This is a genomic window from Psychrobacillus sp. FSL H8-0483, assembly GCF_038637725.1.
In the GTDB taxonomy this organism is placed as follows: domain Bacteria; phylum Bacillota; class Bacilli; order Bacillales_A; family Planococcaceae; genus Psychrobacillus.
This window is the reverse complement of sequence record NZ_CP152052.1, coordinates 3,972,052-3,990,274: the sequence shown is the minus strand read 5'-3', so window position 1 is coordinate 3,990,274 and position 18,223 is coordinate 3,972,052. Positions and strand designations below refer to the sequence as shown.

At 38.7% G+C, this 18,223-nt stretch carries 17 protein-coding genes and 2 other annotated features; all 17 genes read left to right on the top strand.

Features of this window, described 5'->3' with window-relative positions; all coding sequences use genetic code 11:
- Positions 1-75: 75 nt before the first annotated feature.
- The 17 genes from gltX (at position 76) to rpoC (ending at position 18,191) form a co-directional block, all read left to right on the top strand.
- Positions 76-1,539 carry a glutamate--tRNA ligase gene (gene gltX, locus MHB48_RS19620; protein ID WP_342599482.1) on the top strand — a complete coding sequence of 488 codons (1,464 nt, stop codon included), beginning with the start codon at positions 76-78 and terminating at the stop codon, positions 1,537-1,539.
- A gap of 59 nt (positions 1,540-1,598) precedes the next feature.
- Positions 1,599-1,819, top strand: a binding site (T-box leader).
- A gap of 51 nt (positions 1,820-1,870) precedes the next feature.
- The gene (cysE, locus tag MHB48_RS19615; protein WP_342599481.1) at positions 1,871-2,527 is read left to right on the top strand and encodes a serine O-acetyltransferase; all 657 of its coding nucleotides are present in this window, start codon (positions 1,871-1,873) and stop codon (positions 2,525-2,527) included.
- Entirely contained in the window at positions 2,524-3,924 is a 1,401-nt protein-coding gene (gene cysS / locus MHB48_RS19610) for a cysteine--tRNA ligase (RefSeq protein ID WP_342599480.1), read from the top strand. The genes cysE and cysS overlap by 4 nt, the downstream gene beginning before the upstream one ends.
- A 61-nt stretch (positions 3,925-3,985) precedes the next feature.
- Positions 3,986-4,348 carry a Mini-ribonuclease 3 gene (locus MHB48_RS19605; RefSeq protein ID WP_340925356.1) on the top strand — a complete coding sequence of 121 codons (363 nt, stop codon included), beginning with the start codon at positions 3,986-3,988 and terminating at the stop codon, positions 4,346-4,348.
- Positions 4,349-5,110, top strand: a complete 762-nt coding sequence (gene rlmB, locus MHB48_RS19600; RefSeq protein ID WP_340924687.1) for a 23S rRNA (guanosine(2251)-2'-O)-methyltransferase RlmB — start codon at positions 4,349-4,351, stop codon at positions 5,108-5,110.
- Positions 5,111-5,114: 4 nt separating this feature from the next.
- A complete protein-coding gene (locus MHB48_RS19595) occupies positions 5,115-5,624 on the top strand; it encodes an NYN domain-containing protein (protein ID WP_342599479.1) in 510 nt (169 codons plus the stop codon).
- A gap of 35 nt (positions 5,625-5,659) precedes the next feature.
- A complete protein-coding gene (sigH, locus tag MHB48_RS19590; protein WP_340924684.1) occupies positions 5,660-6,340 on the top strand; it encodes an RNA polymerase sporulation sigma factor SigH in 681 nt (226 codons plus the stop codon).
- 76 nt (positions 6,341-6,416) lie between these two features.
- Positions 6,417-6,566 (top strand): 50S ribosomal protein L33, encoded by a 150-nt coding sequence (gene rpmG / locus MHB48_RS19585; protein ID WP_340924683.1) that lies wholly within the window; start codon positions 6,417-6,419, stop codon positions 6,564-6,566.
- Positions 6,567-6,608: 42 nt separating this feature from the next.
- On the top strand, positions 6,609-6,794 hold the full coding sequence (gene secE / locus MHB48_RS19580) for a preprotein translocase subunit SecE (RefSeq protein WP_342599478.1): 186 nt from the start codon (positions 6,609-6,611) through the stop codon (positions 6,792-6,794).
- Between the two features lie 103 nt (positions 6,795-6,897).
- On the top strand, positions 6,898-7,431 hold the full coding sequence (gene nusG, locus MHB48_RS19575) for a transcription termination/antitermination protein NusG (RefSeq protein WP_342599477.1): 534 nt from the start codon (positions 6,898-6,900) through the stop codon (positions 7,429-7,431).
- Between the two features lie 171 nt (positions 7,432-7,602).
- Complete coding sequence (gene rplK, locus MHB48_RS19570; RefSeq protein WP_340924675.1) at positions 7,603-8,028, top strand: 50S ribosomal protein L11; 426 nt, start codon at positions 7,603-7,605, stop codon at positions 8,026-8,028.
- A gap of 128 nt (positions 8,029-8,156) precedes the next feature.
- Entirely contained in the window at positions 8,157-8,852 is a 696-nt protein-coding gene (gene rplA, locus MHB48_RS19565) for a 50S ribosomal protein L1 (protein WP_342599476.1), read from the top strand.
- 39 nt (positions 8,853-8,891) lie between these two features.
- Positions 8,892-9,035 (top strand) — a sequence feature (ribosomal protein L10 leader region).
- Positions 9,036-9,067: 32 nt separating this feature from the next.
- The gene (rplJ, locus tag MHB48_RS19560) at positions 9,068-9,568 is read left to right on the top strand and encodes a 50S ribosomal protein L10 (RefSeq protein ID WP_342599475.1); all 501 of its coding nucleotides are present in this window, start codon (positions 9,068-9,070) and stop codon (positions 9,566-9,568) included.
- A gap of 72 nt (positions 9,569-9,640) precedes the next feature.
- A complete protein-coding gene (gene rplL, locus MHB48_RS19555; RefSeq protein WP_342599474.1) occupies positions 9,641-10,003 on the top strand; it encodes a 50S ribosomal protein L7/L12 in 363 nt (120 codons plus the stop codon).
- A 78-nt stretch (positions 10,004-10,081) separates the two neighbouring features.
- The gene (locus MHB48_RS19550) at positions 10,082-10,684 is read left to right on the top strand and encodes a class I SAM-dependent methyltransferase (RefSeq protein WP_340924662.1); all 603 of its coding nucleotides are present in this window, start codon (positions 10,082-10,084) and stop codon (positions 10,682-10,684) included.
- 229 nt (positions 10,685-10,913) lie between these two features.
- On the top strand, positions 10,914-14,471 hold the full coding sequence (gene rpoB, locus MHB48_RS19545; protein ID WP_342599473.1) for a DNA-directed RNA polymerase subunit beta: 3,558 nt from the start codon (positions 10,914-10,916) through the stop codon (positions 14,469-14,471).
- Between the two features lie 117 nt (positions 14,472-14,588).
- Positions 14,589-18,191, top strand: a complete 3,603-nt coding sequence (rpoC, locus tag MHB48_RS19540) for a DNA-directed RNA polymerase subunit beta' (RefSeq protein WP_340924656.1) — start codon at positions 14,589-14,591, stop codon at positions 18,189-18,191.
- Positions 18,192-18,223 lie beyond the last annotated feature (32 nt).

Genomic DNA, 18,223 nt, shown 5'->3' with positions numbered 1-18,223 from the left:
ATTAATTATATATGGGGAGAAATTCCTTCATATTGAAATTGTATTTGATACGCACGAAAACTAGGAGGATTTACAATGACACAAGAAGTACGCGTACGCTACGCACCAAGTCCAACAGGTAATTTGCATATCGGAGGAGCACGCACAGCATTATTTAACTATTTATATGCTCGTCATCATAACGGGAAATTTATCGTTCGTATTGAAGATACAGATATTGAACGTAATATCGAAGGTGGCGAATTATCGCAGCTTGAAAACCTACAATGGTTAGGGATCGACTATGATGAGTCTGTTGATATTGGTGGACCTTATGCACCTTACCGTCAAATGGAGCGTCTAGATATATATACAAAACATGCAGAAGAGATGTTAGAAAAGGGACATGCTTATAAATGTTTCTGTACATCGGAAGAGTTAGAAGCAGATCGTGAAGTTCAAAAAGAAAACGGAGTAGCTGCTCCAATGTACAATGGTAAGTGCAGAAACTTATCTCCAGAAGAAGTGCAAGCAAAAGAAGCTGCAGGAACAGCCTATACAATTCGTATGCGTGTACCAGAAAATGTAACATATACATTTGAAGATTTAGTTCGTGGTACAGTGACGTTTGAATCGAAAGATGTTGGCGATTGGGTTCTTGTAAAAGCTAACGGAATCCCAACTTATAACTATGCGGTAGTATTAGATGATCGTCTGATGAAAATCTCACATGTATTCCGTGGCGAAGAACATTTATCGAATACACCGAAGCAACTTATGGTATTCGATGTATTTGGCTGGGAATATCCGAAATATGGTCATATGACGCTAATTATTAACGAAAGTCGTAAAAAGCTTTCCAAACGTGATGAGTCGATTATTCAGTTTGTCACGCAATATAAAGATCTTGGGTATTTGCCAGAAGCAATGTTTAACTTTTTTGCACTTTTAGGATGGTCTCCTGAAGGGGAAGAGGAAATCTTCTCGAAAGAGGAGTTCATCAAAATCTTTGATGTTAACCGTCTATCTAAATCTCCATCTATGTTTGATAAACAAAAATTAACATGGATGAATAACCAATATATTAAGCAACTACCACTAGAAAAAGTAGTAGAGCTTGCGCTGCCACATTTGCAAAAAGAAGGACTTCTACCTATGGAGTTATCGGAAGAACAACAAACTTGGACTACAAACCTGATTGCTCTTTATCATGATCAAATGAGTTTTGGAGCAGAAATCGTTGAATTATCTTCCTTATTCTTTAATGATGAACTTGCATATAATGAAGAAGCATCAGAAGTGCTGGCGGGGGAGCAGGTTTCGGAAGTTATGGTAGCTTTTAAAGCACAATTAGAAAGTCTAGTAACTTTTGAAGCAACAGAAATAAAATCTTCCATTAAAGCGGTACAAAAAGAAACGGGTCATAAAGGAAAAAATCTATTTATGCCAATTCGTGTGGTTACAACTGGTCAAACTCATGGTCCTGAATTAGCAGATGCTATCAGCTTAATCGGCAAAGAAAAAGTTATTGCTCGCGTCGCTAAATACGCAAAACAATAAGATTGACTTTCCGCTTGTAAGGTGTGAAAATGAGGGTACAAATTCCGAACGGAAGTAATAGAAAAGCTAAGACGAGGAGAAGTAAGTAACGCATGTTCTTTAGAGAGGACCATCACCGGCTGAAAGTGGTCTGAGCCAATGAGTTACTGAAATGCACCTCAGAGTGCCATGCCGAACATTATAGTAGGCTGGACGTATCATCTGCGTTAAAGATGCTAAGTGGGAAAGATATTTATATGTTTCCAATCAGAGTGGAACCGCGCTTATTTGCGTCTCTGTCTATATTTATAGACAGAGACTTTTTTTGTTCAAAAAAAAGGGAGGAAATGCCATGTTTGCACGTTTGAAAGAAGATATAGCTGTGGTTTTTGAACAAGATCCCGCAGCTACTAGTAAACTCGAAGTCATTTTAACTTACGCAGGTTTACATGCCATTTGGAATCATCGAATTGCTCATGCTTTTTATAAAAAGAAGTTCTTTTTCCTTGCACGTGCAATCTCGCAAATAAGCCGATTTTTTACTGGCATCGAAATTCACCCAGGAGCAACAATTGGCCGACGTTTTTTTATCGACCATGGTTCAGGTGTAGTCATTGGAGAAACATGTGAAATTGGAGACGACTGTACTATTTACCAAGGCGTTACACTAGGTGGGACAGGGAAAGAGAAGGGTAAAAGACATCCAACCCTTGGAAATAATGTGCTTGTTGCAACAGGAGCGAAAGTATTAGGATCCATTACAATTGGGGAAAATAGCAAGGTAGGTGCAGGTTCGGTTGTATTAAAAGATGTACCGTTTAACTCTACTGTTGTTGGCATACCTGGCGTAGTTGTAATTCAAGATGGTGTGAAAGTAAAAAGAAATCTGGATCATCAAGATTTGCCAGATCCGTTTGCCGATCGATGTAAAAAGATGGAAGCTAAAATTGCAGAGCTTGAACAGGAAGTTGAACGTTTAACAAATGAAAAGGAGAGACAAATGTCATGACAATTCAAATATTTAATACATTAAAACGTGAAAAAGAACCATTTATACCAATGGAAGAAGGAAAGGTAAAAATGTATGTGTGTGGACCAACAGTCTACAATTACATTCACATAGGGAATGCTCGTCCTGTAATTGTCTACGATACTGTACGAAAATATCTGCAGTACCGAGGGTATGAAGTGACGTATGTATCGAATTTCACCGATGTTGATGACAAAATCATTAAGGCAGCAAATGAGTTAGGGGAAGACGTATCTGAATTAACGGCTCGTTTTATAAAAGCATATTTTGCTGATGTGGAAGCCTTAGGATGCAGTAAGGCTGATTCGCATCCACGTGTAACAGATCACATGAATGAAATCATTGAATTCATCGAAGCGTTGGAAGAAAAAGGATATGCCTACGAGTCTCAAGGGGACGTATATTATCGCACAAGAAAGTTTGATGGATATGGCAAATTATCGCACCAATCGGTAGATGATTTAAAAGTGGGGGCTCGTATTGAAACTGGTGTTAAGAAAGAGGATGCATTAGATTTTGCTCTTTGGAAAGCTGCGAAACCAGGAGAGATTTTCTGGGAAAGTCCATGGGGTCAAGGACGTCCGGGCTGGCATATAGAATGCTCTGTTATGGCACGTGAAATACTAGGTGATACGATTGATATCCACGCAGGTGGACAGGATTTAACTTTCCCACACCATGAAAATGAAATTGCACAATCGGAAGCAAGAACGGGCAAAACCTTTGCGAGATATTGGATGCACAACGGTTATATTAATATAGATAATGAAAAAATGTCCAAATCACTTGGTAATTTCGTGTTAGTTAATGATATTCGTAAGCAAATTGACCCGCAAATATTACGTCTATTTATGCTTAGTGTACATTACCGTAATCCAATTAACTACTCTCAGGATTTAGTAGAGCAAGCGGAGGCAGGACTTGAGCGAATTCGTACTGCATACGCAAATGTCTTGCACCGCTTGGATGCAACGGCAGATTTAGGGGATCATCATGATGTATGGTTGCATAAAATCCAAGAGGTTAAAGTGCAATTTGAAACAGCAATGGATGATGACTTCAATACAGCGAACGGAATTGCGGCGATTTTTGAATTATCAAAGCTTGCAAATACGTATTTACTTGAAAAGCAAACATCTGAACAAGTGTTGAAACAATTCCTCACTATTTTTGATGAGCTAACGGCTGTTTTGGGTCTATCTCTTGCGAAAGAAAAAGAAGTACTAGATGAGGAAATTGATGCGCTCATAGAAGAACGTAATCAGGCGAGAAAGGATCGTAACTTTGCTCGTGCTGATGAAATAAGAGATCAATTAAAAGCTATGAACATTATTTTAGAAGATACTGCGCAAGGTATCCGATGGAAAAGAGGATAAACTTGTGGGAAACTTTAAGTTGTCAGACGTAAAACAATTAAATTCATTAGCTTTAGCCTATATGGGAGATGCTGTATTCGAACAAGTCGTTCGAGAGCATCTCATCCGATCTGGGCGAGTTAAACCGAATATTTTGCATAGAGAAGGTACAAAATATGTATCTGCAAAAGCGCAAGCAACAATTGTACGTGAAATGTTGAATACGCAGTTTTTAACAGAAGAAGAGGAAGCCGTGCTAAGAAGAGGTCGAAATGCAAAGTCTGGTACAGTTCCGAAAAATACAGATGTCCAAACATATCATTATAGTACAGCGTTTGAGGCGGTTATTGGAAGCTTATACTTGAGTGAGCAGAAAGAACGTTTGCAGGAAGTGCTTCAGTTTGCAATTCAGTATATTGATGAACAGAAAGAGGAGAAAAAGTAGATGGCAGAGCAAACAGAACAAACAGGAGAAATTATTGCTGGGAAAAACCCCGTAGTAGAGGCGTTGCGTTCAGGAAGAGATATGAACAAAGTTTGGATTGCGGAAGGCGTTCAAAAAAGTGGTGTTTCTGAAATAATTCAATTAGCAAAAGATGCAGGAATTATTGTTCAATTTGTACCGAAAAAGAAATTGGACGGCTTAACGGACGCAAACCATCAAGGAATTGTCGCTTCTGTCGCTGCGTATCGCTATGCAGAACTAGATGATTTATTTAATTTAGCAGCTAGTAAGCAAGAGGACCCTCTTTTTATAATTTTAGATGAAATTGAAGATCCGCATAATCTTGGGTCTATCATGCGAACGGCGGATGCGGTAGGAGCACACGGAATTATTATTCCAAAAAGACGTGCAGTCGGGTTAACCGCGGTTGTTGCAAAGGCATCAACAGGGGCGATTGAACACATTCCTGTATATCGTGCAGGAAACTTGTCGCAAACTGTAGATGAGCTAAAAGATCGTGGTGTTTGGATTGCTGGAACAGATGCATCAAAATCTACCGATTATCGAAATATGGATGCAACACTACCACTTGCTCTCATAATTGGTAGTGAAGGAAAAGGAATGAGTCGTCTATTAAAAGAAAAATGTGACTTTCTTTACCATTTGCCAATGGTTGGGCATGTAACTAGCTTGAATGCGTCTGTAGCTGCGTCCATACTTTTATATGAAGTATTGCGCGTAAGAAAACCGCTTAAAGGATAAGAAGATGCAGATTCTACTTGTCGATGGATATAATATCATCGGCGCATGGAGCGAGTTAAGGAAGTTAAAAAATAATAAATTACTAGACGCTAGAGACCGACTAATTGAGCTAATGGCAGAATATAAAGCATTTACAGGTATTCGAGTGATTGTTGTTTTTGATGCACATTTAGTGCCCGGTTTAGAAAATAAAAAGAAACAAAATGATGTCGAAATAATTTATACGAGAGAAAATGAAACTGCTGATGAACGAATTGAAAAGCTAACGCTAGAATTAAGTAATAGAAGAACACAAATTTACGTAGCAACATCCGATATGACGGAGCAAAGAGTTATATTTGGGCAAGGAGCTCTAAGAAAATCTGCAAGAGAACTTGAAATTGAAATGTTTTCTATCTCATCGAATATTACGAAGAAAGTTAAGCATATACAAGAGAATAAGCCAACTTCGACCATCCCATTATCTGACGAAATTGCAGAAATTTTCGAAAAATGGCGAAGAGGAATGAAATGATTCATTGACGCTGTAAATTTTCTTCCTGTATACTTATGGTAAATATTCATAATTTAGCTGAGGTGACTTCATTGGAAAAGACAGAATTGGATCTACAACAATTGGATAGATTACTAGATGAAGAGCTTGTAGAGATGGTTCATCAAGGGAGCACTGAAGCGCTAGATTATTTAATTACCAAGTATCGTTCATTTGTTCGGATGAAAGGTAGGTCCTATTTTTTAATAGGAGCGGATAAGGAAGATATACTCCAAGAAGGAATGATTGGATTATACAAAGCGATCCGAGATTTTAAAGAAGAGAAATTAGCTTCTTTTCGAGCTTTTGCAGAGTTATGTATTACTCGACAAATTATAACAGCAATTAAAACAGCAACTCGTCAAAAACATATTCCGCTAAATTCATATGTTTCCTTGGATAAGCCTATCTATGATGAAGAATCTGATCGAACGCTTATGGACATGATTGCTGGTTCTGTTATCGACGATCCAGAAGAGTTAATCATTAACAGAGAGCATTATGATTACATGGAAGGTAAGATGGGTGAAATTTTAAGTGAATTGGAACAGCAAGTACTTGCTTTATATTTGGATGGACAGTCTTATCAAGAAATTTCTGAGGAATTAAACCGGCATGTAAAATCAATTGACAATGCACTACAGCGAGTAAAGCGAAAGTTGGAGCGGTATATGGAGATTGGTAGTAATTATGTGTAAAGCCTGGGAATTTGTTGACACCGTTTCTCTAAGGTGATAATCTTGAAAAAGACTTATACGCCGAAAAGGTGATAAAATGACTAAGAAAATTGTCTTGAGTTGTATGCAATGTGGTAACCGAAATTATACGGTCCCTACATCAAAAGAGAGCACATCTATACGTATAGAAAGAAAAAAATACTGCACGCATTGTAACGCTCATACACTTCATAAACAAACATTGTGAATATGAGAGTAAAATAGATTTTCCATGTGGAGGTTTAGCTAAATGGCTAATGTTGGTGGATTTTTTAAAAATGTAATGTCTGAAATGAGAAAAGTAAGCTGGCCAAGACGTAAAGAGCTAACGCGATATACGGTAATTGTACTAGCTACAGTTGTAGTAATGGCTATATTTTTTGCTATTGTAGATTTAGGGATTTCAGAACTTTTCCGTTGGTATTTGGCATTATAAAACGTAGCATGTAAATATTTTCTAAAAATAGCCCGTCATAGTAATCGAACGGGTTTTTTCATTTGTCTAAGAAAAGGAGGGAAGGACGCGTAGTCCTGATGATATGGAAAAAAATTGGTATGTCGTTCATACGTACTCTGGGTATGAAAATAAAGTAAAAGCAAACTTGGAAAAACGAGTAGAAACTATGGGGATGCAAGATAAAATTTTCCGTGTATTTATCCCTGAACAAGAAGAAACAGATTTTAAAGATGGGAAAAAGCGTGTCGTCTTGAGAAAAACTTTCCCTGGATATGTATTCGTGGAATTAATTATGACAGATGACGCTTGGTATGTTGTTCGAAATACGCCAGGAGTAACTGGATTCCTTGGTTCTTCAGGTGGAGGAACAAAGCCAACACCTCTACCTCCAGAAGAAGTGGACTCCATGTTAAAACAAATGGGCATGAATGAAGGTAAAGTAGAAGTAGACTTTAGTGTTGGAGAACTAGTAGAAGTTCTAGAAGGTCCATTCGCTCATTTCCAAGGTAAAGTAGAACTGATCGATGCAGAAAAAGGAAAAGTTACAGTATCGGTAGATATGTTTGGTCGAGAAACTAACATGGAATTAGACTTCGAGCAAGTTATTAAATTATAATTTTTATTGACACTTGCGAAAAAAATAGAAAAGTGGTATCATTTCAAAGGTCAGACGTAAAAATATGTCTGTATGAATTTTCTAATGTTATCAGCGAAAAGCTGAGAGACAGATATTTGAGTGGGAGGGGCAACCCAATTACCACATCACGGACTTAAGGAGGTGTGTCTCGTGGCTAAAAAAGTGATTAAAGTTGTAAAATTACAAATTCCTGCTGGTAAAGCAAACCCAGCGCCACCGGTTGGTCCTGCATTAGGACAAGCGGGTGTTAACATCATGGGATTCTGTAAGGAGTTCAACGCACGTACTGCAGATCAAGCAGGTCTAATCATTCCGGTTGAAATTTCTGTATTTGAAGATCGTTCATTTACTTTCATTACAAAAACTCCGCCGGCAGCAGTGTTACTTAAAGTAGCAGCAGGTATTCAATCTGGATCAGGTGAACCAAACCGCGTAAAAGTGGCGACAGTGAAACGTGATAAAGTTCGCGAAATCGCAGAACAAAAAATGCCAGATTTAAATGCAGCATCTGTTGAAACAGCTATGCTGATGGTAGAAGGTACTGCACGTAGCATGGGTATTACGATCGTAGACTAATACTTAATGTGCATTTTGATATGACGCATTTGTTTTTTTGGAAGGTTGTAGTTATTCCTTAGGATGACTGCAACCTTTACACGTGGGAGGTTTATTCCGCTAAAACCACTTCAAGGAGGACATTTAAAATGGCTAACAAAGGTAAAAAGTTACAAGAAGCAGCTAAATTAGTTGATAACAATACATTGTACTCAGCTAAAGAGGCAATCGAGCTTGCAAAAAAAACAAGCACAGTTAATTTCGATGCAACGGTAGAAGTTGCTTTCCGTTTAGGAATCGATACACGTAAAAATGACCAACAAATCCGTGGGGCAGTTGTGCTTCCAAACGGAACTGGTAAAACTCAACGTGTATTAGTATTCGCTAAAGGTGAAAAACTAAAAGAAGCAGAAGCTGCTGGTGCAGACTATGCAGGTGATGTAGAATACATTACTAAAATCCAACAAGGATGGTTTGACTTCGATGTAATCGTAGCTACTCCAGACATGATGGGTGAAGTTGGTAAAATCGGTCGTGTACTTGGACCAAAAGGCTTAATGCCAAACCCTAAAACAGGTACAGTTACATTTGACGTAACAAAAGCTATCGGAGAAATTAAAGCTGGTAAAGTAGAATACCGTGCTGACAAAGCAGGGATTATTCATGCTCCTATCGGAAAAGTTTCTTTTGAAGACGACAAGTTAGTAGAAAACTTCTTAGCTGTATTTGATGTAGTCCAAAAAGCTAAACCAGCTGCTGCTAAAGGTATCTATATGAAGTCTGTAAATGTTACAACTACTATGGGTCCAGCTGTAAAAGTTGACGCTCAATCAGTGAAAAAATAATTGACATCTAAAAGTCAATCTGTTAAGATGACTTTTGTTGTGAAATATACATTTGTACCGAAGACAGTAGGAGTGACATGTCACTTAATATCCTACCGAGGACAAGCAAATTCAGATTCTTTTTAGATGATGACTTTCTGCCTCTGTGTCTACCAGTAGATCAGAGGCTTTTCTTTTGTCGGTATAAATGGCCAATTCTTATAGGAGGTGCCAAAATGAGCAAAGCAATTGAAACGAAAAAAGTGCAAGTGCAAGATATTGCAGAAAAGTTTAAAGCTGCTGCTTCAGTAGTAGTAGTTGATTACCGTGGTTTAAATGTTTCGCAAGTAACAGAACTACGTAAACAACTTCGTGAAGCTGGTGTGGAATTCAAAGTTTACAAAAACTCTCTTACACGCCGTGCTACTGAAATTGCTGGAATTGACGGGATTAATGAATATCTTGTTGGTCCAAACGCAGTTGCATTTTCTAACGAAGACGTAGTTGCACCTGCAAAAATCATTAATGATTTTGCTAAAAAGAACGAACAGCTTGAAATTAAAGCTGGTATCATCGAAGGTATTGCAGCATCTGCTGAAGATGTGAAAGCATTAGCGGAACTTCCATCACGCGAAGGTCTTCTTTCTATGCTTCTTTCAGTACTTCAAGCTCCAGTACGCAACTTTGCACTTGCAACAAAAGCTGTTGCAGAGCAAAAAGAAGAACAAGGCGCATAATTTATTACGCGGCTTAACGAGTAAAAAACGGCTATTAGCCTAATAACTATCCAATTATAGGAGGAAAATAAAATGAATAATGCGCAAATCTTAGAAGCTATCAAATCAATGACAGTTCTTGAGTTAAACGACTTAGTAAAAGCAATCGAAGAAGAATTCGGTGTAACAGCTGCTGCTCCAGTAGCAATGGTTGCAGGTGGCGGTGCTGCTGCAGCTGAAGAACAAACTGAATTTGACGTAATCCTTGCATCTGCAGGAGACCAAAAAATTAAAGTAATTAAAGTTGTTCGCGAAATCACTGGTCTTGGCTTGAAAGAAGCTAAAGAAGTAGTAGATAACGCTCCAAAAGCAATTAAAGAAGGCGTATCTAAAGAAGATGCAGAAGCTATGAAAGCTCAACTTGAAGAAGTTGGCGCAAACGTAGAAGTTAAGTAATTTTTTGTACAGCTCGAAGAAAAAAGCTCGTCAGTAAACGACGGGCTTTTCTTCGTATGTATTGTGGAGGGTTATTCGGTGTCTGATCATTATTATTCTAGAAAACCTCAAACGGAAAGTAAGCCTCGCCATTGGAATTTCACTTTGCTCGGTCATAATTTTCGATTTGAAACAGATGCTGGTGTATTTAGTAAGAGCGAAGTAGATTTTGGCTCCCGTGTATTAATCGATGCTTTTCAAGCACCTGATCTTGAAGGAGACTTTTTAGATATAGGTTGTGGATATGGGCCAATAGGTCTTTCCGTTGCAAAAGCAAATGAAGAAAGAACAGTTCATTTAATAGATGTTAACACACGTGCAATCCAACTTGCAGAAAAAAATGCTGCTGCTAACGGGATACAAAATGTACGAATCTATGAAAGTGATGGGTTGTCAGCAGTTAACACTGCGAACTTTGCGGCTATTATAACTAATCCACCGATTCGTGCTGGAAAAGAGACTATTTTCCGTTTTTACAAAGATTCCTATGAAAAGTTGGTTTCAAGGGGAGAATTGTGGGTTGTGATTCAAAAGAAACAAGGGGCACCATCTACTTTTAGTTTTTTAGAGGAGATTTTTGGTCAAGTAGAAGTTGTAAGCAAAGAAAAAGGCTATTGGATTATAAAAGCTTCAAAAGATTGACTTGACAAAATCGCTATGATATTATAATAAAATGCAAAAATATTATTTTGAGGACGTATGCCCTTTTGAATAAACGCTAGTAAAAATGGGTATACTGGCCGAGAAAAAGTTTGGTTAACCGAAAATGAGCTCTTATTAAGAACTCGTTTTCTTTTTGTCTTTCGATATCATACACTAAAATGTTCATATCGAAAAGACCTAATATCGCTTTAATTGAGGGGTGAATGAGTTGACAGGTCAACTAGTTCAGTACGGACAACACCGCCAACGCAGAAGTTTTGCGCGTATTAGTGAGGTGCTTGAACTTCCGAATCTAATCGAAATTCAAACAGCATCTTACGAATGGTTCCTTGAGGAAGGTTTACGTGAAATGTTCAAAGACATTTCACCAATCGAGGACTTTACAGGCAATCTATCACTTGAATTTGTCGACTATAGTTTGAATGAACCGAAATATTCAGTCGACGAATCAAAAGAACGTGACGCTACATACGCAGCACCATTGCGCGTAAAAGTACGTCTCCACAACAAAGAAACGGATGAAGTGAAAGAACAAGATGTCTTCATGGGTGATTTCCCATTAATGACTGAGACTGGTACTTTCGTTATCAATGGAGCTGAGCGCGTTATTGTATCTCAGTTAGTCCGTTCACCAAGTGTTTACTTCCATGATAAAACAGACAAAAATGGTAAAAAAGGTTTTGGAGCTACCGTAATTCCAAACCGCGGTGCATGGTTAGAATATGAAATCGATGCAAAAGACGTAGTTTACGTTCGTATCGATCGCACGCGTAAATTGCCAGTAACTGTTTTACTTCGCGCATTAGGCTTTGGATCAGATCAAGAAATCATCGACTTAATTGGTGATAATGAATATTTACGTAACACGCTAGAAAAAGATAACACAGAAACGTCTGAAAAAGCGTTACTTGAAATCTACGAGCGTTTACGTCCTGGTGAACCACCAACAGTTGAAAGTGCTAAGAGCTTATTATATTCTCGCTTCTTTGACGCGAAACGCTATGACTTAGCCAACGTTGGTCGTTACAAAATGAATAAAAAACTGCATATAAAAAACCGTTTGTTTAATCAAACAGTAGCGGAAACGCTAGTGGATCCAGAGACAGGTGAGATATTAGTAGAAGCGGGTACGCTTATCGATCGCCGAGTATTAGATCGACTAATCCCTCATTTAGAAAATGGAATTGGCTTCAAAACATTCTCCCAAGTTGGTGGTGTTTTAGAAGACGATATTACTGTTCAATCCATTAAAATATATGCACCAAATGATGAAGACCAAAAAGAAATCAACGTTATTAGTAACGCGTATGTTGAAAATGAAGTAAAAAATATTACGCCAGCTGATATTGTCTCTTCTATTGGTTATTTCTTCAACCTTTTATTTAACGTTGGAAACACGGATGATATCGATCATCTTGGTAACCGTCGTTTACGTTCAGTAGGGGAGTTACTACAAAACCAATTCCGTATTGGTCTTTCTCGTATGGAGCGTGTAGTTCGTGAGCGTATGTCTATCAACGACACACAAGCAATCGTTCCACAACAATTGATTAATATCCGTCCAGTAATTGCGTCTATTAAAGAATTCTTTGGTAGTTCTCAATTATCTCAGTTCATGGACCAAACAAACCCACTTGCTGAACTTACGCATAAACGTCGTCTTTCAGCGCTTGGACCTGGTGGTTTAACGCGTGAACGTGCTGGCTTTGAAGTACGTGACGTTCATTACTCTCACTATGGTCGTATGTGTCCAATTGAAACTCCTGAGGGACCGAATATTGGTCTGATTAACTCACTTTCAAGCTTTGCTAAAGTGAATAAATTTGGATTTATTGAAACTCCATATCGTCGAGTTGACCCTGAAACAGGCTTAGTAACTTCACGAATTGACTACTTGACTGCTGATGAAGAGGATAACTATGTGGTTGCACAAGCTAACTCTCCATTATCGGAAGATGGTGCATTCTTAAAAGAAGAAGTAGTAGGTCGTTTCCGTGGAGATAACACAGTATTTAAAAAAGAACAAATAGATTACATGGACGTTTCGCCGAAACAAGTAGTTTCTGCAGCGACAGCGTGTATTCCTTTCTTAGAAAACGATGACTCCAACCGTGCACTAATGGGAGCGAACATGCAACGTCAAGCTGTTCCTTTGTTAAACCCAGAAGCTCCTTTCGTGGGAACTGGTATGGAACATGTAAATGCACGTGATTCTGGTGCGGCCGTTATTGCGAAGTACCACGGAATCGTAGAGCACGTTGAAGCGAAAGAAATTCGTGTTAGACGAATTGAAGAAGTCGATGGTAAGGAAGTTAAAGGTGATTTAACATCTTATAAAGTACACAAATTCGAACGCTCTAACCACGGAACATCTATTAACCAACGTCCAATTGTTAAAGTTGGAGATCTTGTAAAACCTCTGGATATTCTTGCAGACGGGCCTTCTATGGAGCAAGGAGAACTAGCTTTAGGACGTAACGTGCTAGTAGCCTTCATGACATGGGACGGATACAACTACGAGGATGCTGTTATTATGAGCGAGCGTCTTGTGAAAGACGATGTATATACTTCAGTCCACATTGAAGAATATGAATCAGAATCACGTGATACGAAGCTTGGACCTGAGGAAATTACGAGAGATATACCTAATGTCGGGGAAGATGCATTACGCAACTTAGACGATCGAGGAATTATCCGTATTGGGGCAGAAGTTCGCGATGGTGACATTTTAGTAGGGAAAGTAACGCCAAAAGGAGTTACAGAACTTACTGCGGAAGAACGTCTGCTTCACGCTATTTTCGGTGAAAAAGCTCGTGAAGTTCGCGATACATCTCTGCGTGTACCACATGGTGCTGGCGGGATTGTATTAGACGTAAAAGTCTTCAATCGAGAAGATGGCGATGAGTTATCTCCAGGCGTTAACCAATTAGTTCGTGCTTATATCGTTCAAAAACGTAAAATCTCTGTTGGGGATAAAATGGCCGGACGTCATGGTAACAAAGGGGTTATCTCGCGTATCCTTCCAGAAGAAGATATGCCATTCCTTCCAGACGGCACACCAGTTGATATCATGTTAAATCCACTTGGGGTACCTTCTCGTATGAACATTGGTCAAGTATTGGAGCTACACTTAGGTATGGCTGCTAGACTGTTAGGCGTTCATATGGCTTCACCAGTATTTGATGGAGCTAACGAAGAAGATGTTTGGAACACAATGGAAGAAGCAGGACTAAACCGTGATGGTAAAACGACGCTTTATGATGGTCGTTCAGGTGAACCATTTGATAACCGCGTTTCTGTTGGGGTTATGTATATGATTAAACTTGCCCACATGGTAGATGATAAACTACATGCTCGATCTACTGGACCTTATTCATTAGTTACGCAACAGCCTCTTGGAGGGAAAGCGCAATTTGGTGGACAACGTTTCGGAGAGATGGAAGTATGGGCACTTGAAGCATATGGTGCTGCTTATACATTGCAAGAAATCTTAACAGTTAAATCTGATGACGTTGTCGGACGTGTGAAAACATATGAAGCAATCGTTAAAGGAGAAAGCGTACCAGAACCAGGAGTTCCAGAATCATTTAAAGTATTGATTAAGGAATTACAAAGTTTAGGTATGGACGTTAAGATGTTAACAATTGACGAAGAAGAAATTGAACTTCGTGATTTAGATGAAGATGACGATATTCCTGCAGCTGATGCACTTGGGATTTTGCCTCTAGCAAAAGAAGAAGAAGAACCAGTTGGAACTGTGGAATAAAGAATAAAAATCGGACAGGTGATACCTGTCCGTATTTCCGTATAAAATTGCATAATGCAGAGCTACTTGGAAAGTCTTTTAACTTAAAAGACACAAGACTAAAGGGAGGTAGGCTCCTTGATAGACGTTAATAATTTTGAGTATATGAAAATTGGTTTAGCTTCACCTGATAAAATCCGTTCATGGTCTTATGGGGAAGTAAAAAAACCTGAAACGATTAACTATCGTACATTAAAACCTGAAAAAGATGGTTTATTCTGTGAACGTATTTTCGGTCCTACAAAAGACTGGGAATGCCATTGTGGTAAATACAAACGAGTTCGTTATAAAGGTGTAGTATGTGATCGTTGTGGAGTCGAAGTAACGCGTTCGAAAGTCCGTCGTGAACGTATGGGACATATCGAATTAGCTGCACCAGTGTCACATATTTGGTATTTCAAAGGTATTCCAAGCCGTATGGGTCTTATTTTGGATATGTCTCCAAGATCACTTGAAGAAGTAATTTATTTTGCTTCTTATGTAGTAATTGAACCTGCGGACACACCTCTTGAAAAGAAACAATTACTTTCTGAAAAAGAATACCGTGCATACCGTGATAAGTTTGGTACTAAGTTCCAAGCTGCTATGGGTGCAGAGGCTATTAAACGTCTACTTCAAGAACTTGATTTAGAAGGCGAAGCAGAAAGCTTAAAAGAAGAGTTAAAAACAGCACAAGGTCAACGCCGTACACGTGCGATTAAACGTTTAGAAGTAGTAGAATCTTTCCGTAACTCAGGAAATAGACCAGACTGGATGATTTTAGACGTACTACCGGTAATTCCACCAGAATTACGTCCAATGGTTCAATTAGACGGTGGACGCTTTGCTACATCTGATTTAAACGATCTATATCGTCGTGTAATTAACCGTAATAACCGTTTAAAACGATTACTTGATCTTGGTGCGCCTAGCATCATTGTTCAAAACGAAAAACGTATGCTACAAGAAGCTGTTGATGCTTTGATTGACAATGGTCGTCGTGGTCGTCCTGTTACAGGACCAGGTAACCGCCCATTGAAATCACTTTCTCATATGCTGAAAGGGAAACAAGGCCGTTTCCGTCAAAACTTACTTGGTAAACGTGTAGACTATTCTGGTCGTTCGGTTATCGTAGTAGGACCAAACTTGAAAATGTATCAATGTGGACTTCCAAAAGAAATGGCGATTGAATTATTTAAGCCGTTTGTTATGAAAGAACTAGTTGAACGTGGGTTGGCTCACAACATTAAGAGTGCGAAACGTAAAATTGAACGTATGCATTCTGAAGTTTGGGATGTATTAGAAGATGTAATTAAGGAGCATCCGGTTTTATTAAACCGTGCACCAACTCTTCACCGTTTAGGTATTCAAGCATTCGAACCAACATTAGTAGAAGGCCGTGCGATTCGTCTTCACCCATTAGTATGTACAGCTTATAACGCTGACTTTGATGGTGACCAAATGGCTGTTCACGTTCCTTTATCTGCAGAAGCGCAAGCGGAAGCACGTTTACTAATGCTAGCAGCACAAAACATTCTGAATCCAAAAGATGGAAAACCAGTTGTTACCCCTTCTCAAGATATGGTTTTAGGAAACTATTACTTAACGCTTGAACGTAAGGGTGCAGCAGGAGAAGGTTCTACTTTTTATGGTCCAGAAGAAGTGCTAATTGCTTACAATACTGGTCATGTACATTTGCATACTCGTATTGCAATTGCTGCATCATCATTAAATAATCAAACATTTACGGAAGAACAAAACAAGATGTTATTGTTAACTACTGTAGGTAAAGTAATTTTCAATGAAATACTTCCAGAAACGTTCCCGTATATTAACGAGCCAACCGATTTCAATTTACAAATTGAAACACCGGCAAAATATTTTGTGTCTACAACAACTAATGTGAAAGAACACATTGAATCTATGGACCTTGTTCAACCATTTAAGAAGAAAATTCTTGGTAACATCATTGCGGAAGTGTTTAAACGTTTCCATATTACAGAGACATCTAAAATGCTAGACCGCATGAAAGCACTAGGATTTAAGTATTCTACTAAAGCTGGTATTACAATTGGTATCTCTGATATCGTCGTACTTCCAGACAAAGGTGAAATTCTTGAAGAAGCACAAGCTAAAGTAGATAAAGTCTTGAAACAATTCCGTCGTGGTTTAATCACGGAAGAAGAGCGCTACGCTAGCGTAATCGGACATTGGAGTAAAGCAAAAGAAGTTATTCAAGAAAAACTGATGAGATCTCTTGATAACTCGAATCCAATCTTCATGATGAGTGACTCAGGTGCCCGTGGTAATGCATCCAACTTTACTCAACTTGCAGGTATGCGTGGACTTATGGCCAATCCGGCTGGTCGAATTATCGAACTTCCGATTAAGTCATCGTTCCGTGAAGGGTTAACAGTACTTGAATACTTCATCTCCACACATGGTGCTCGTAAAGGTCTTGCCGATACAGCTCTAAAAACAGCCGATTCAGGTTACTTGACTCGTCGTCTAGTTGACGTAGCACAAGACGTGATCGTTCGTGAAGATGATTGTGGAACAGACCGTGGACTACTAATTGGCTCACTTATGGAAGGTACGGAAGTGATTGAAGAGTTTGGTGAACGTATTGTTGGTCGCCATACGAAGAAAACAATCTTCCATCCGACTACAAATGAAGTTATTTTAGAAAAAGACGGATTAATTACACAAGATGCTGCCCGTATTATCGAAGAAGCTGGTATCGAAGAGTTAACAATTCGTTCGGCATTTACATGTAATACAAAACACGGCGTATGTAAAAAATGTTACGGTCTAAACTTAGCAACTGGAGATACTGTAGAGGTTGGAGAAGCTGTTGGTATTATTGCAGCTCAATCTATCGGTGAACCAGGTACACAGTTAACGATGCGTACATTCCATACAGGTGGGGTTGCTGGAGACGATATTACACAAGGTCTTCCACGTATCCAAGAGATTTTCGAATCTCGTAATCCAAAAGGTCAAGCGGTTATTTCTGAAATCTCAGGGATTGTTACTGAAATTGATGAAATTAGAGAAGGCCAAAAAGAAATTACAATTCAAGGTAATGTAGAAACTCGTAAGTACCTTGCTCCATATAATGCACGTCTAAAAGTTCAACTGAATGATGTGATTGAACGTGGTCAGGTACTAACAGAAGGTTCTATTGATCCAAAAGAATTGTTAAGAGTAAAAGATGTATCTACTGTACAAGTGTACTTATTAAAAGAAGTACAAAAAGTTTATCGTATGCAAGGGGTAGAAATTGGTGATAAACACATCGAAGTAATGGTACGTCAAATGCTTCGTAAAATTCGTGTTATTGAAGCAGGAGAAACGGAACTACTTCCGGGATCGTTGCTTGATATTCATCAATTTGCTGAAGCTAACAAAGATGCAGTATTACAAGGTAAAATTCCTGCAACTTGTCGCCCAGTTATCCTTGGTATTACAAAAGCTTCACTTGAAACAGAATCATTCTTATCTGCAGCATCCTTCCAAGAAACGACTCGTGTCTTAACAGATGCAGCGATTAAAGGAAAACGTGATGAATTATTAGGATTGAAAGAAAACGTAATTATCGGTAAACTAGTTCCAGCAGGTACAGGTATGCAACGTTATCGTCAAATTCAAATCTCTACTAATGAGCAAGATACTGAAAAAGAAGTAGTAATTGCAGAGTAAATAATTTAATATTAGGGAGAATTCCATAAAGA

Bases quoted from the DNA above. Each gene is read 5' to 3' on its own strand.
- cysE (WP_342599481.1), top strand. From the start codon at position 1,871: ATGTTTGCACGTTTGAAAGAAGATATAGCTGTGGTTTTTGAACAAGAT.
- MHB48_RS19605 (WP_340925356.1), top strand. From the start codon at position 3,986: ATGGGAGATGCTGTATTCGAACAAGTCGTTCGAGAGCATCTCATCCGA.
- sigH (WP_340924684.1), top strand. From the start codon at position 5,660: ATGGTAAATATTCATAATTTAGCTGAGGTGACTTCATTGGAAAAGACA.
- gltX (WP_342599482.1), top strand. From the start codon at position 76: ATGACACAAGAAGTACGCGTACGCTACGCACCAAGTCCAACAGGTAAT.
- rplJ (WP_342599475.1), top strand. From the start codon at position 9,068: ATGAGCAAAGCAATTGAAACGAAAAAAGTGCAAGTGCAAGATATTGCA.
- secE (WP_342599478.1), top strand. From the start codon at position 6,609: ATGGCTAATGTTGGTGGATTTTTTAAAAATGTAATGTCTGAAATGAGA.
- rlmB (WP_340924687.1), top strand. From the start codon at position 4,349: ATGGCAGAGCAAACAGAACAAACAGGAGAAATTATTGCTGGGAAAAAC.
- nusG (WP_342599477.1), top strand. From the start codon at position 6,898: ATGGAAAAAAATTGGTATGTCGTTCATACGTACTCTGGGTATGAAAAT.
- cysS (WP_342599480.1), top strand. From the start codon at position 2,524: ATGACAATTCAAATATTTAATACATTAAAACGTGAAAAAGAACCATTT.
- MHB48_RS19595 (WP_342599479.1), top strand. From the start codon at position 5,115: ATGCAGATTCTACTTGTCGATGGATATAATATCATCGGCGCATGGAGC.
- rpmG (WP_340924683.1), top strand. From the start codon at position 6,417: ATGACTAAGAAAATTGTCTTGAGTTGTATGCAATGTGGTAACCGAAAT.
- rplL (WP_342599474.1), top strand. From the start codon at position 9,641: ATGAATAATGCGCAAATCTTAGAAGCTATCAAATCAATGACAGTTCTT.
- rplA (WP_342599476.1), top strand. From the start codon at position 8,157: ATGGCTAACAAAGGTAAAAAGTTACAAGAAGCAGCTAAATTAGTTGAT.